General features: G+C 69.8%; 13 protein-coding genes. 1 reads left to right on the forward strand and 12 read right to left on the reverse strand.

The genetic code is table 11. The annotated features are described in order from the left end of the window. Positions 1–21: 21 nt before the first annotated feature. From pssA to ACIRDU_RS07875, 9 genes are all read right to left on the reverse strand, one after another. Positions 22–876 carry a CDP-diacylglycerol--serine O-phosphatidyltransferase gene (pssA, locus tag ACIRDU_RS07835; protein ID WP_403575862.1) on the reverse strand — a complete coding sequence of 285 codons (855 nt, stop codon included), beginning with the start codon at positions 874–876 and terminating at the stop codon, positions 22–24. Beyond that, the gene (locus ACIRDU_RS07840) at positions 863–1,519 is read right to left on the reverse strand and encodes a phosphatidylserine decarboxylase (protein WP_403575864.1); all 657 of its coding nucleotides are present in this window, start codon (positions 1,517–1,519) and stop codon (positions 863–865) included. The genes pssA and ACIRDU_RS07840 overlap by 14 nt, the downstream gene beginning before the upstream one ends. 170 nt (positions 1,520–1,689) lie before the next feature. Beyond that, positions 1,690–2,895: an acyl-CoA dehydrogenase family protein gene (locus ACIRDU_RS07845; RefSeq protein WP_403575866.1), complete on the reverse strand. Its 1,206-nt coding sequence runs from the start codon at positions 2,893–2,895 to the stop codon at positions 1,690–1,692. Positions 2,896–2,897: 2 nt separating this feature from the next. Next, a complete protein-coding gene (locus ACIRDU_RS07850) occupies positions 2,898–3,410 on the reverse strand; it encodes a MaoC family dehydratase (protein ID WP_062930087.1) in 513 nt (170 codons plus the stop codon). Positions 3,411–3,415: 5 nt separating this feature from the next. Then, positions 3,416–4,378, reverse strand: coding sequence for a CoA ester lyase (locus ACIRDU_RS07855; RefSeq protein WP_142157505.1), 963 nt, complete (start codon positions 4,376–4,378; stop codon positions 3,416–3,418). Continuing rightward, positions 4,375–6,402, reverse strand: coding sequence for a protein meaA (locus ACIRDU_RS07860; protein ID WP_403575869.1), 2,028 nt, complete (start codon positions 6,400–6,402; stop codon positions 4,375–4,377). The genes ACIRDU_RS07855 and ACIRDU_RS07860 overlap by 4 nt, the downstream gene beginning before the upstream one ends. Positions 6,403–6,419: 17 nt before the next feature. Next, the gene (ccrA, locus tag ACIRDU_RS07865; protein ID WP_403575871.1) at positions 6,420–7,763 is read right to left on the reverse strand and encodes a crotonyl-CoA carboxylase/reductase; all 1,344 of its coding nucleotides are present in this window, start codon (positions 7,761–7,763) and stop codon (positions 6,420–6,422) included. A 380-nt stretch (positions 7,764–8,143) separates the two neighbouring features. Then, complete coding sequence (locus ACIRDU_RS07870; RefSeq protein ID WP_403575873.1) at positions 8,144–8,971, reverse strand: TetR family transcriptional regulator; 828 nt, start codon at positions 8,969–8,971, stop codon at positions 8,144–8,146. 97 nt (positions 8,972–9,068) lie between these two features. After that, on the reverse strand, positions 9,069–10,874 hold the full coding sequence (locus ACIRDU_RS07875; RefSeq protein ID WP_403575875.1) for a 3-hydroxyacyl-CoA dehydrogenase family protein: 1,806 nt from the start codon (positions 10,872–10,874) through the stop codon (positions 9,069–9,071). A gap of 393 nt (positions 10,875–11,267) precedes the next feature. Here ACIRDU_RS07875 and ACIRDU_RS07880 point away from each other — a divergent pair, with 393 nt between their 5' ends. Beyond that, complete coding sequence (locus ACIRDU_RS07880; protein WP_403575877.1) at positions 11,268–11,843, forward strand: adenylosuccinate lyase; 576 nt, start codon at positions 11,268–11,270, stop codon at positions 11,841–11,843. A 1-nt stretch (position 11,844) separates the two neighbouring features. Here the strand turns inward: ACIRDU_RS07880 and ACIRDU_RS07885 are convergent, their stop codons facing one another. From ACIRDU_RS07885 to ACIRDU_RS07895, 3 genes are read right to left on the reverse strand one after another with little or no spacing between them, the layout of a single operon-like run. Then, positions 11,845–12,372 carry a GNAT family N-acetyltransferase gene (locus ACIRDU_RS07885; RefSeq protein ID WP_403575879.1) on the reverse strand — a complete coding sequence of 176 codons (528 nt, stop codon included), beginning with the start codon at positions 12,370–12,372 and terminating at the stop codon, positions 11,845–11,847. Further along, complete coding sequence (locus ACIRDU_RS07890; RefSeq protein WP_403575881.1) at positions 12,369–12,767, reverse strand: RidA family protein; 399 nt, start codon at positions 12,765–12,767, stop codon at positions 12,369–12,371. Before ACIRDU_RS07890 ends, ACIRDU_RS07885 begins: the two co-directional genes overlap by 4 nt. A gap of 56 nt (positions 12,768–12,823) precedes the next feature. Next, entirely contained in the window at positions 12,824–14,410 is a 1,587-nt protein-coding gene (locus ACIRDU_RS07895) for an alpha/beta hydrolase (protein ID WP_403575883.1), read from the reverse strand. Between the last annotated feature and the right edge of the window lie 105 nt (positions 14,411–14,515).

Genomic DNA, 14,515 nt, shown 5'->3' on the forward strand with positions numbered 1-14,515 from the left:
GGGGCCCAAGCCGTTGCAGCGCTACGGCAGCTGCGCCGCCCGTGCCTCGCGCCGGTTGTCGCGGAAGGTGTTCACCCGGCGCGCCGTGGCGAACAGCGGGATCGTCGCCGCCATCACGATCTGCAGCGCGCAGCCCATCTGCAGCAGCACCTGACCGCCCGGCGCGTCGAACGCCCACGCCGCCAGCATGCCCATGGCCGACACGATCCAGCCGAGCATCGCCACCGCGAGGATGCCCCGCGGCTTCGGATACTCGACCCGGCTCACCATCAGCCACGCGGTACCGACGACCGCCAGCAGTGTCGCCTCGAACGGCAGCTCGAGCAGCACGATGGAGACGACCGTGAGTGCGCCGAACGGCGACGGCATGCCCTGGAACGTGCCGTCCTTGACCGTGACGCACGAGAACCGCGCAAGCCGGAGCACCACCGCCAGCAGTACGACGATCGCCCCGACCGCCGCCACCCGCTGGTGTGCGTCGTTCGCGACCATGCCGTACACGAGGACGAAGTACGCCGGCGCCAGCCCGAAGCTGATCAGGTCGGACAGGTTGTCCAGCTCGGCGCCCATGGGGGAGGAGCGCAGCTTGCGCGCCACCAGCCCGTCGAAGAGGTCGAAGACCGCCGCGCAGAGCATGAGGATGACCGCCGTGGCCGCACTGTGGCGGGCCATGCCGGTCTCCTGGCTGCCCGTGAGGTGCGGGATCAGGATGCCGGTGGTGGTGAAGTACACCGCCATGAAGCCGCACGTGGCGTTGCCGAGCGTCAGGGTGTCCGCTATCGACAGGCGAAGAGAGAGGGGCATCTCCTCTTCTTCGTCGACCTCGTCGGCCTCCGGGACCCAGCCGGCCTTGGTGTCAGGATCAATCACGGTCAATGCGAGTCACCCCAGCCTCGGTCTTCTGTCCCACCTCGACCGCGACCTCCACGCCCTCGGGCAGATAGAGGTCGACGCGCGAGCCGAAGCGGATCAGGCCGATCCGCTCGCCCTGCTCGACCTTGGTGCCCTTGGGCACGTAGGGAACGATGCGGCGGGCGACCGCACCGGCGATCTGGATCATCTCGATGTCGCCGAGCTCGGTGTCGAAGTGCCAGACGACACGCTCGTTGTTCTCGCTCTCCTTGTTGAAGGCGGGAACGAAGCCACCGGGGATGTGCTCCACCGACGTCACCGTGCCGGCCAGCGGCGCGCGGTTGACGTGGACGTTGAGCGGGCTCATGAAGATCGCGACGCGGGTGCGGCCGTCCTTCCACGGCATGATGCTCTGCACCACACCGTCGGCGGGCGAGATGACCCGGCCCTGGGTGATCTCACGCTCGGGGTCGCGGAAGAACCACAGCATCCCCGCCGCGAGCGCGGTGGCGGGAACGGCGACGGCCTTGGCGGCGCCGGAGCGCCGGGCCCGCGCCAGGCTGAGGGCTGCTGTGGCGACGGTCGGAAGGAGCCACGGCGATGCTCCGCGCGCGAGGCGTACGCCGGCCCGGCTGTCGCGAGGTGCAGAGGTTTGGCTGTGGGGCATGGATGACCTTCGTAGCGGATGATGCCGCACTCTGACGGGGGACGGCGGCTTTCCGGCGATCGTAGCGGCTCGGGGCCGTAACTGGGTAAGCCAGGCAGCCGAGTCGGCGGCAGAAGAGTGCTGACGGGGTGTGATCTTCTTCTCCAAGAAAACACCCCGTATCCGGACATCTAGCCCTGGAATCGATACTCTTCGAGCAGCCGCCTGCCGATGATCATTTTCTGGATCTCGGCGGTACCTTCACCGATGAGCAGCATCGGAGCCTCACGGTAGAGGCGCTCGATCTCGTACTCCTTGGAGAAGCCGTAGCCGCCGTGGATCCGGAAGGCGTCTTCGACGACCTCCTTGCAGTACTCGGAGGCGAGGTACTTCGCCATCCCGGCCTCGAGGTCGTTTCGCTCCCCGGAGTCCTTTTTGCGTGCTGCGTTCACCATCATCGCATGCGCGGCCTCGACCTTGGTAGCCATCTCGGCCAGCTTGAACTGGATCGCCTGGTGCTGGGCGATCGGCTTCCCGAAGGTGTGTCGCTGCTGCGCGTACCGGACGCCCAGTTCGAACGCACGCTGAGCGACGCCGCAGCCACGCGCCGCCACGTTGACGCGGCCGACCTCGACCCCGTCCATCATCTGGTAGAAACCGCGGCCGGTGACCCCGCCGAGCACCCGGTCCGCGGGAATCCGCAGGCCATCCATGATGAGCTCGGTGGTGTCGACCCCCTTGTAGCCCATCTTGTCGATCTTGCCCGGGATGGTGAGGCCGGGGCGCACCTCGCCGAACCCGGGCTCCTTCTCGATCAGGAAGGTCGTCATCGACTTGTGGGGCGCCGTACCCTCGGGGTGACCTTCGTCACTTCTGACCAGAACGGCCACCAGGGACGACGTTCCACCGTTCGTCAGCCACATCTTCTGGCCGTTCAGGACGTACTCCTCGCCGTCCTTCTCCGCCTTCGACGTGATCGCCGAGACGTCCGAGCCGAGGCCCGGCTCCGACATCGAGAACGCGCCCCGGATGTCGCCGGCCGCCATCCTCGGCAGGAAGTGGTCCTTCTGCTCCTGCGTGCCGTGCTGCTTGAGCATGTACGCCACGATGAAGTGGGTGTTGATGATGCCGGACACCGACATCCACCCGCGGGCGATCTCCTCCACGCACAGCGCGTAGGTCAGGAGCGACTCGCCCAGACCCCCGTACTCCTCCGGGATCATCAGGCCGAACAGGCCCAACTCCTTCAGCCCGTCGACGATCTGCTGCGGGTACTCGTCGCGGTGCTCCAGCTCGGTCGCGACCGGAATGATCTCCTTGTCCACGAAGTCCCGGACGGTGGACAGGATCTCCTGCTGGACGTCCGTCAGACCGGCGGTCTGGGCGAGTCGCGCCATGGCTACTTCTCCTGCTCCCTGAGCTCGGGGCGGCCGGGCTGCTCGCCGCCGCGCTCCTTGATGTACGTCTCGGTCGGCACCATCACCTTGCGGCGGAACACGCAGACCAGCGTGCCGTCCTGCTTGTAGCCCTTGGTCTCGACGTAGACGATGCCGCGGTCGTTCTTCGACTTCGACGGCCACTTGTCGAGCACGGTCGTCTGGCCGTAGACCGTGTCGCCGTGGAAGGTCGGCGCCACGTGCTTCAGCGACTCGATCTCCAGGTTGGCGATCGCCTTGCCGGAGATGTCCGGCACGGACATGCCGAGCAGCAGCGAGTAGATGTAGTTGCCCACGACGACGTTCTTGCCGAAGTCCGTCGTCTTCTCCGCATAGTTCGTGTCCATGTGGAGCGGGTGGTGGTTCATCGTGAGGAGACAGAACAGGTGGTCGTCGTACTCCGTGACCGTCTTTCCCGGCCAGTGCTTGTACGTCGCGCCGACCTCGAACTCCTCGTAGGTCCGTCCGAACTGCATCGCGCTCAGGCCTCCGGGATCTCGAACTTGCTGGTGCGCTGCATGCCGGCGGCGCGCCCCTTGCCGGAGATGACGAGCGCCATCTTGCGGCTGGCCTCGTCGATCATCTCGTCGCCGAGCATCGCGGAGCCCTTCTTGCCGCCCGCCTCGGACGTGTAGTAGTCGTACGCGTCCAGGATCAGCTCGGCGTGGTCGTAGTCCTCCTGGGACGGCGAGAAGATCTCGTTGGACGCCTCGACCTGACCCGGGTGCAGCACCCACTTGCCGTCGAAGCCGAGCGCGGCGGCGCGCTGGGCGACCTCGCGGTAGCCGTCGATGTTGCGGATCTGGAGGTAGGGGCCGTCGATCGCCTGGAGATTGTTGGCGCGGGCGGCCATCAGGATCTTCATCAGGATGTAGTGGTAGGCGTCCGCCGGGTAGCCGGGCGGCTGCTCGCCCACGACCAGCGACTTCATGTTGATCGACGCCATGAAGTCGGCCGGGCCGAAGATGATCGTCTCCACGCGCGGGGAGGCCTGCGCGATCTCGTTGACGTTGTTGAGGCCCTGTGCGTTCTCGATCTGCGCCTCGATGCCGATCTTGCCGACCTCGAAGCCCATCGTCTTCTCGATCTGCGTCAGCAGCAGGTCCAGGGCGACGACCTGCTGGGCCGTCTGGACCTTCGGCAGCATGATGCAGTCGAGGTTCTGGCCGGCGCCCTCGACGACCGTGACGACATCGCGGTACGTCCACTCGGTCGTCCAGTCGTTGACGCGCACGACCCGCGTCTTGCCCGTCCAGTCGCCCTCGTTGAGGAACTTGACGATGGTGTGCCGCGCCTCGGGCTTGGCGAGCGGGGCGCACGCGTCCTCCAGGTCGAGGAAGACCTGGTCCGCCGGGAGGCCCTGGGCCTTCTCCAGGAAGCGCGGGTTCGAGCCCGGTACCGCCAGGCAGGAACGCCGGGGGCGAAGGCGGTTGACCGTGGTCATGCGGGGACCTCCAGGGGGTCGAGCTTGTTCGCTTTCCGGATCTCGTCGACGATGCGGCCGATGATTCCGGTGATGTCGAAGTCCTTCGGGGTGAAGACCGCGGCCACTCCGGCTGCCCTGAGCTGCTCGGCATCACCGTTGGGGATGATGCCACCGGCGATCACCGGTATATCTGTGGCACCGGCCACACGCAGCCGTTCGAGCACGTCCGGCACCAGCTGGGCGTGCGAGCCGGACAGGATGGACAGGCCCACCGCGTGCACGTCCTCGGCGAGGGCCGCGTCCACGATCTGTTCGGGCGTCAGCCGGATGCCCTGGTAGACCACCTCGAAGCCGGCGTCACGCGCGCGCACGGCGATCTGCTCGGCGCCGTTGGAGTGCCCGTCCAGGCCCGGCTTGCCGACCAGGAAGCGCAGCTTGCCCACGCCCAGGTCCTTGGCCGTGAGGTCCACCTTGCGGCGGACCAGGGCCAGCGTGCTGCCCTCCTCGACGGGGACGGCCACCGGCGCCGAGGAGACGCCCGTGGGCGCCCGGAACTCGCCGAACACCTCGCGCAGGGCCCCGGCCCACTCGCCGGTCGTCGCCCCGGCGCGCGCGCACTCCAGGGTGGCCTCCATGAGGTTCTCGTTGCCGCGCGCGGCCTCCTTCAGCCGCTCCAGCGCCTTGCAGGGCCGCGGGTGGTTGAAGGGCGGCTGGTAGCGGCTGTCGCGCCACTGCTGCAGCGCGGCGATGACCCGGGCCTCGACCGCCGGGTCCACCGTCTGGATCGCGGTGTCCAGATCGGCGGTCAGCGGGTTCGGCTCGGTGCCCTCGAAGGCGTTGACACCGATGATCTTCTCCTGGCCGGACTCGATCCGGCCCCGGCGCTCGGCGTGCGAGGCGACCAGCTGCGACTTGAGGTAGCCGGACTCGACGGCGGCCATCGCGCCGCCCATCTCCTGGATGCGGTCGATCTCCGCGAGCGCGGCCTCGGCCAGCTCCTCCACCTTCGCCTCGATCACCTTCGAGCCCTCGAAGATGTCCTCGTACTCGAGCAGATCGCTCTCGTACGCCAGCACCTGCTGGATGCGCAGCGACCACTGCTGGTCCCAGGGGCGGGGCAGGCCCAGCGCCTCGTTCCAGGCGGGCAGCTGCACGGCACGCGCGCGGGCGTCCTTGGAGAGGGTCACGGCCAGCATCTCCAGCACGATGCGCTGGACGTTGTTCTCCGGCTGCGCCTCCGTCAGACCCAGGGAGTTGACCTGGACGCCGTAGCGGAAGCGGCGCTGCTTGGGGTTCTCGATGCCGTACCGCTCACGGGTGATGCGGTCCCAGATGCGGCCGAACGCCCGCATCTTGCACATCTCCTCGACGAAGCGGACGCCCGCGTTGACGAAGAAGGAGATGCGGGCCACGACATCGCCCATGCGCTCCTGCGGCACCTGGCCGGAGTCGCGCACGGCGTCCAGGACGGCGATCGCGGTGGACATCGCGTACGCGATCTCCTGGACCGGTGTGGCGCCCGCCTCCTGCAGGTGGTAGCTGCAGATGTTGATCGGGTTCCACTTCGGCATGTGGGAGACCGTGTACGCGATCATGTCCGTCGTCAGGCGGAGCGAGGGTCCCGGCGGGAAGACGTGCGTGCCGCGGGACAGGTACTCCTTGACGATGTCGTTCTGGGTCGTGCCCTGGAGCTTGGTGATGTCCGCGCCCTGCTCCTCGGCGACGACCTGGTAGAGCGCCAGCAGCCACATGGCCGTGGCGTTGATGGTCATCGAGGTGTTCATCTGCTCCAGGGGGATGTCCTGGAACAGCCGGCGCATGTCACCGACGTGCGCGATCGGCACGCCGACCCGGCCGACCTCGCCGCGGGCGAGGACGTGGTCGGAGTCGTAGCCGGTCTGGGTCGGCAGGTCGAACGCCACCGACAGACCCGTCTGGCCCTTGGCGAGGTTGCGCCGGTACAGCTCGTTGGACGCCTCGGCGGTGGAGTGACCGGCGTACGTGCGCATGAGCCACGGCCGGTCCTTCTGACGCTCAGTCATCTGTGCCCCCGTACGTCTCAGATGTTGCGGAAGCGGTTGATGGCGTCGATGTGCTTGGCCCGCTTCTCCTGGTCGCGGACGCCCAGGCCCTCCTCGGGGGACATGCACAGCACGCCGACCTTGCCCTGGTGGAGGTTGCGGTGCACGTCGTAGGCCGCCTGGCCGGTGTCCTGGAGGGAGTACACCTTGGACAGGGTCGGGTGGATCTTGCCCTTCGCGATGAGCCGGTTGGCCTCCCAGGCCTCGCGGTAGTTGGCGAAGTGCGAGCCGATGATCCGCTTCAGCGACATCCACAGGTAGCGGTTGTCGTACTCGTGCATGTAGCCCGAGGTGGAGGCGCAGGTGGTGATGGTGCCGCCCTTGCGGGTGACGAAGACGCTCGCGCCGAAGGTCTCGCGGCCGGGGTGCTCGAAGACGATGTCGATGTCCTCGCCGCCGGTGAGCTCGCGGATGCGCTTGCCGAAGCGCTTCCACTCCTTGGGGTCCTGGGTGTTCTCGTCCTTCCAGAACTTGTAGCCCTCGGCGCTGCGGTCGATGATCGCCTCGGCGCCCATCGAGCGGCAGATGTCCGCCTTCTGGTCGCTGGAGACGACACAGATCGGGTTGGCGCCGCCGGCCAGCGCGAACTGGGTGGCGTAGCTGCCGAGCCCGCCGCTCGCGCCCCAGATGAGCACGTTGTCGCCCTGCTTCATGCCGGCGCCGTTGCGGGAGACCAGCTGCCGGTAGGCGGTGGAGTTGACCAGGCCGGGGGCGGCGGCCTCCTCCCAGCTGAGGTGGTCGGGCTTGGGCATCAGCTGGTTGGACTTGACCAGGGCGATCTCGGCGAGGCCGCCGAAGTTGGTCTCGAAGCCCCAGATGCGCTGCTCGGGGTCGAGCATCGTGTCGTTGTGGCCGTCGCTGGACTCCAGCTCGACGGACAGGCAGTGCGCGACGACCTCGTCACCGGGCCGCCAGGCGTTGACGCCCGGGCCGGTGCGCAGCACGACGCCCGCGAGGTCGGAGCCGATGATGTGGTACGGCAGGTCGTGGCGCTTGGCCAGCTCGTTGGTGCGGCCGTAGCGCTCCAGGAAGCCGAAGGTCGACAGCGGCTCGAAGATCGACGTCCACACCGAGTTGTAGTTGACCGACGAGGCCATGACGGCCACCAGGGCCTCGCCAGGGCCGAGCTCGGGCAGCGGCACCTCGTCCAGGTGGATCGACTTGCGGGGGTCCTTGTCGCGGGTCTCGAGGCCCGCGAACATCTCCGTCTCGTCCTTGTGCACGGTGATCGCGCGGTACGACTCGGGGAGCGGGAGGGCGGCGAAGTCCTCCGACGTGGAGTCGGGCGACTGGATCGCGGCCAGGATGTCCTTAACGGTCACGGTATTGCCTCCGGCGGTGAGCGCCCTGAGGGAGGGGCGCCGATGGTTACGTCGGTGCTGCTGAGGGTTGAGGGTGTGCCGTCGGTTCGGCGGTGGTGCTTTCGGCAGCGCTGGGTGGCGCGGGAGGTTGCCTGTGACGCAGGCGCCCGGGCGAGCAGGCGGGTGAGCTTGCTGGGACATCGCCCTGACCTCTTCAACGTATGACACCGCGTGTCACCCCGCAAGGCACTGAGTGCCAGAACTTGCTCTCAGATGAAATCTTTACGTGACATATGAGCGATGATCGATCGAACGGCCCCTGGGAGGGCCTGCAAAACGGCCCCTGACATGCCAAAACGGCCACCCCGAAGGGTGGCCGTCATCACACTGCGAAAGAGACTTCAGCGCTCCTTGAGCGCCTGCTCGATCGTCCGCATGACCTCGTCCAGCGGGGCGTCGGTGCGGGCGACGGTCACCAGCACCTCGCCCTGCGCCGAGGCCGTGGCCGCGGCCGGCTGCGGTTCCGTGGAACGCCCGGCCCCGATGCCCGACCCGAAGGTCTTGCGCACGATCGCGAAGGCGTGGTCCAGCTGCGCCTCCACGTCCCCCTGGGCGCCGGCCCTGAGCCAGCGCCGCAGGACGTGGTTGTGGGCGGTGACGACCGCGGACGCGGCGACCTCCGCCAGCAGCGGGTCGTCGTTGGCGTCGTCCGCGTGCGCGCGCTCGTCGAAGTGGCCGAGGAGATAGCGGGTGAACAAGCGCTCGTAGCGGGCCACCGACGCGATCTCCGCCTCGCGCAGGGTGGGTACCTCGCGCGTCAGTTTGTACCGGGCGACCGAGATCTCCGGCCGGGCCGCGTACATCCTCATGACTTCCTTGATGCCGCGGCACACCGTGTCGAGCGGATGCTCGTGCGCGGGCGCGGCGTTGAGCACCGCCTCGGCGCGGATCAGAGTGTCGTCGTGATCGGGGAAGATCGCCTCTTCCTTGGAGCGGAAGTGGCGGAAGAAGGTGCGGCGGGCGACCCCGGCCTGGGCCGCGATCTCGTCGACGGTGGTCGCCTCGTACCCCTTCGTCGCGAACAGCTCCATCGCGGCGGCCGCCAGTTCCCGGCGCATCTTGAGCCGCTGAGCGGCGGCGCGAGAACCGGCGGCACTCTCCGGCGCGTCGGTCGCGACTGGTGTACGTGAGGACTTGGCGGGCTGGGGCATGCCCTGAACGTACTGCATGTGCGCAGCTCGCTGCGCATGGCCTGGTGCGTGGAACCGGTCCGGGCCGAGCAGGCCGCCCCACTCCGCGCCGGACCGGAACCAGTCGCCGGGACGCTCAGCGCTTGGCATATTCGCGGAAGCCACGGCCGGTCTTGCGGCCGAGGCAGCCCGCGGCCACCAGGTGCTCCAGCAGCGGCGCCGGGGCGAGCCCCGGGTCGCGGAACTCGCGGTGCAGGACCTTCTCGATGGCGAGCGAGACGTCCAGCCCGACGACGTCCAGCAGCTCGAAGGGGCCCATCGGGTAACCGCCGCCCAGCTTCATCGCCGCGTCGATGTCGTCGAGCGTCGCGTAGTGCTCCTGCACCATCTTGATCGCGTTGTTCAGGTACGGGAACAGCAGCGCGTTCACGATGAAGCCGGCCCGGTCACCGCAGTCGACCGGGTGCTTCCTGATCCGTGCGCACACCTCGCGGACCGTCGCGTGCACGTCGTCGGCGGTCAGCACCGTCCGGACGACCTCGACCAGCTTCATGGCCGGCGCCGGGTTGAAGAAGTGCATCCCGATCACGTCCTGCGGGCGCGAGGTGGCCCGGGCGCAGGCGACGACCGGCAGCGACGAGGTGGTGGTGGCGAGGATCGCGCCCGGCTTGCAGACCTTGTCCAGGGCCGCGAACAGCTGCCGCTTGACCTCCAGGTCCTCGGCGACCGCTTCCACGGCCAGATCGACGCCGGCGAAGTCGTCGTACGTGCCGGTCGGCGTGACCCGGTCCAGGGTCTGCGCGGCGGCCTCGGCGGTCATCCGGCCCTTGTCGACCGAGCGGGCCAGGGACTTGCCGATCCGGGCCTTCGCCGTCTGCGCCTTCTGCTCGCTGCGGGCGGCGATGACCACCTCGTACCCGGCCTTGGCGAAGACCTCGGCGATACCGGAGGCCATGGTGCCCGAGCCCGCGACACCGACCGAGCGGATCTCCCGGCCGGGAACCAGGTCGCCGCCCTCCAGCGGCGTCAGCGCGTCCCGCACGACGACCGGGCTGCCCGGCGCCTCGTACGTGTAGAAACCGCGCCCCGTCTTGCGGCCGGTCAGACCCGCCTCGCTCAGCTGCTTGAGGATCGGGGCCGGGGCGTGCAGCCGGTCGCGGGAGGCGGCGTACATGGCCTCCAGGACCGTGCGCGCGGTGTCCACGCCGATCAGGTCGAGCAGGGCCAGCGGGCCCATGGGCAGCCCGCAGCCCAGACGCATCGCGGCGTCGATGTCCTCCCGGGAGGCGTACTTCGCCTCGTACATCGCGGCCGCCTGGTTGAGGTAGCCGAACAGCAGGCCGTCGGCGACGAATCCCGGGCGGTCGCCGACCGCGACGGGCTCCTTGCCCAGGTCGAGCGCGAGGTCGGTGACCGCCGTGACGGCGGCCGGCGCGGTCAGCACCGAGGAGACGACCTCGACCAGCTTCATGGCCGGCGCCGGGTTGAAGAAGTGCAGACCCAGCACCCGCTCGGGGCGGGACGAGTCGGCGGCCAGGCGCGTCACGGACAGGGCGTTGGTGCCGGTCGCCAGGATCGTCTCGGGGCGCACGATCCCGTCCAGCTCCCGGAAGATCTGCTGCTTGACCTCGTAGGACTCCGGGGCCACCTCGATGACCAGGTCGGCGTCGGCCGCCGAGCGCAGGTCGGCGCAGGTGCGGACACGGCCGAGGATGTCGGCGCGCTCCTGCTCGGTCAGCCGGCCGCGCTCGACGCCGCGGGCCGTGGAGGACTCCAGGGCGGCGACGCACTTCGCGGCCTGGGCCTCGCTGATGTCGATGCCGACGACGGTGCGGCCGGCCTTGGCGAGGACCTCGGCGATGCCGGTGCCCATGGTGCCGAGGCCGACGACGGCGACGGTCTGCAGCGGGGACTGGGACGGGTCGGAAAGGGGAGTGGCCATCGCGGGACTCCAGGATGAGGGTGACGACGGGGAACGCGCTCCGGGTGCGCCGAAGGCGGCCCGGCGCAAGCCGGACCACGGGCGCACCGGGTGCGTGAGGAAGTGCGGGTGCTGGCCGGGCTGCGAAGCGCACACGCCCGGTGCCGCCTCCGCGGGCGTGCACACGCCCGGGGCGAACGGCGGTTCCGACCGGCCCTGTCCCGGGGCCGAGCCGTACTGCGGTACCTGAGGCACCGAACCGACTATCGCGACAGCCGCGTCACCAGACCGCCGCGAGGAGATACGAGTGGGTAACTCGCTCGTCTGAGCTTAACTGGCGGGTAACGAGCGCGCCAGCCCTCGTGTTTGTGATGTACGTCCCGCGCGGCTCGCGACGCCCCTAACCTCTCAGTCATGGACGAAGAGTTGCGATCACTCACGGAGCGCTTACGGCAGGAGGCGGGGGCGTCGCCCGCGTTCGAGCGGCTCGTGGCGACCGACGACCTCGACGCCCTGGCGGCGGTGCTGACCGAACCCGGGCAGCACCTGTGGGCGCGGGAGCTGGCCGCGTTCCGGCTGGGGCTCGCACGGGACCGGCGGGCCTTCGAGGCCCTGGTGCTGCTGCTCAACCACCGTGATCCCCCGCGCTGCGTCTCCGCCGCCCACGCCCTCGCCCGGCTCGGCGACCCGCGTACCGCCCGCGCGGCCGCCGCCCTCGCCACCAACGAACTGAGGGTCGCCTACGCCCTGCACCCGGTGCGGCTCCTGGTCGAACTGCGCGCCCCGGAAGCGGTGCCCGCGCTGATCACCACGCTCCGGCGGCGCCTGCGCCCGCACGACCCGTACCGCCGCGTGGCCCTCGCCTGCGTGGACGGTCTCGGCACGCTGGGCGACGCCCGGGCCCGGCCCGTGCTGAACGAGGCCCTCGCGCATCCGGCGCTGGCCGAGGCGGCGGTGCGGGCGCTGGGGCGCATTCCTAAGCAGAGGTGAGTCAGCGGGGGAGTGGCCTGGCGTACCGCACCTCGGGGATCGCGACCCCGTCCACCTCGAAGGGCTCCTCCGCGCCGTCCGCCCGGAAGCCGGCCCGTTCGTAGAAGCGGCGGGCCCGGTCGTTCTCCTTGAGCACCCACAGGAGGAGGCGGCCGTGGCCCGCCGCGGAGCAGTGCGCGACCGACCGGGCGAGCAGCGCCTGCCCCGCGCCCTGTCCCAGACGCCGCGGGTGGACGTAGAGGGCGTACAACTCGGCGTCCTCGGTGAGGACTTCGCCCTCCCGGTACGGACCGTGGCAGGCCCAGCCGACGATCTCGCCGCCGGCGTCCTCGGCCACCAGGTTCACCACGCCGGCGTCGCCCTGCGCGAGGTACCCGCGCCGGCGCTCGGCGTCCTCCTCGACGCTGAGCCCGTCCAGGTACGACTGCGGGACCAGGCCTTGGTAGGCGCTGCGCCAGCCGCCGATGCGGATCTCCGCGACGCGGTCGCAGTCGGCGAGCGTCATCTCCCGTATCCGCAGGCTCCTCATGGCGCGACCACCGCGAACGCCTCGATCTCCAGCACGAACTCCGGCCGTACCAGCGCGGCGACCTGCACCGCCGAAGCGGCCGGCAGCCGGTCGTCGGGTATGTGCTCGGCGCGGGCCGCGCGGATGGCCGGCATATGGGCCATGTCCGTGACGAAGTAGGTGAGTTTGACGACGTCGTCGAAGGACGCGCCGGCGGCCGCCAGGCAGCGCCGGAGGTTCTCGAAGACCTGGCGGGCCTGCGCCGCCGCGTCGCCCGCGCCGACCAGCCGCCGCTGTTCGTCGAGCGCGAGCTGACCGGCGATCGCCACGAAGCGGCCGGTGCCTAGGACGACATGACTGTAATGGGCCGCCGCTGCCACGCCGTCGGGGGCGGGAATCCTCGTCAGGTCACTCATGGGCCCATGGTGGACCATGGCGCTGACGACGCCCGCCCCGACGGGTCGTCAGCCGCTCAGTGGCGGAAACCGAGCAGGGCGTGCAGTGCCGAGCCGTTCGCGGAGGCCGACGCCGCCTTCGCGGCCGTCGCCGCAGGCTTCGGTTCGGGCAGCGCCGCGCACACCGCGTCCGCCTCGCCGAAGCCGCGCGGCACGGTGCCGTCGGTCAGGTACGCCGCCAGGTGCTTGTCCAGGCAGGCGTTGCCGCTCAGCGTGACGCCGTGGTTGCCGCCGCCCTGCTCGACCACCAGGCTGGAGCCGGCCAGCAGACGGTGCATGGTGACACCGCCCTCGTACGGCGTGGCCGCGTCGCCGGTCGCCTGGAACAGCAGCACCGGCGGCAGCTTGCCGTTCGCCACGTCCACGGGGCGCAGCGAGTCCGTCGGCCAGAACGCGCACGGCGCGTTGTACCAGGCGTTGTTCCAGGTCATGAACGGGGCCTTCTCGTAGGCCGCCCAGTTGTCCCTGCGCCACTGGTGCCAGTCGCGCGGCCAGAACGCGTCCCGGCACTGCACCGCCGTATAGATGCTGTAGCTGTTGTCGTCGGCGGCGTCGATCGCGCCGAACTTCTTGTACGCCTCGACCAGCGGCTCGGTGTTCTTGCCGTTCACGTACGCCGCGAACGCCTCCGCCAGAGCGGGCCAGTAGCCGTTGTAGTAGGTGCCCGGGAGGAAGGTGTCCTCGAGCTCCGCGGCGCCCACCCGGCCGCCCGCGGGCTTCTTGGCCAGGGCCGCCCGCATCGCGTACCAGGTGGCTTCGATCCTCTCCGGATCGGTGCCGAGCCGGTACCGCGCGTCGTGCCTGGCGACCCAGGCCATGAAGGCGCGGTGACGGTCGTTGAAGGCGTGGTCCTGGTTGAGGTTGGCGGTGTACCACACGTCGGTGGGGTCGACGACCGAGTCCAGGACCAGGCGCCGGATCCGCTGCGGGTACAGCTTGGCGTAGACCGCCCCCAGGTAGGTGCCGTACGAGTAGCCGAAGTAGTTGATCTTCTTCGCTCCCAGGGCCTGGCGGATCCACTCGATGTCGTGCGCGGCGCTGATCGTGTTGATGTACGGCAGCAGGTGCCCGTACTTCCTGGTGCAGGCGGCGGCGAAGTTCTTGACGCGGGCGAGGTTGGCCCGCTCGGTCTCGGGCGTGCTCGGCACGGAGTCGGGGCGCACCGGGCCGAAGTAGCCGGGCTCGCAGTCCAGGGCGGGCCTGCTCCCGCCCACTCCACGCGGGTCGAAGCCGATGATGTCGTACTGGGCCGCGACCTTCTTGGGCAGCGCCCCGGCGACGAATCCGGCGAGCGTCAGACCGTCGCCGCCGGGGCCGCCGGGGTTCACCAGAAGCGGGCCCTGGAACCTCTCGGCGGTGTGCGGGACGCGGGACAGCGCGAGGGTGATCCGCCGGCCGTCCGGGTTCGCGTGGTCCAGCGGCACCTTGAGGGACGCGCACTGGAGCGTCGGATGGTCGGTGGTGCCGCACTTCTTCCAGCCGGGTTTCGCGGCGTGAAGGATTCCCGCGGAGTGCGGTGCGCTCGCCTCGGCGGGCACGGCCGTGAGGCTCCCGGCCAGCGCGACGGCGGCGGCGCCGCACAGCACGGCTGCGCGTGTTCCCATGGAGGCCTTCCAGGACGGAGGGGCGTCGGACCGCGGGGCTCACGGTCCTCGCCGATTCGTCCCGGCCCCCGGCGCTGGAAGAACGTTTCCTGTCAAGACTTGACC

This window comes from Streptomyces sp. NPDC093598 (genome assembly GCF_044764825.1).
GTDB lineage: Bacteria > Actinomycetota > Actinomycetes > Streptomycetales > Streptomycetaceae > Streptomyces.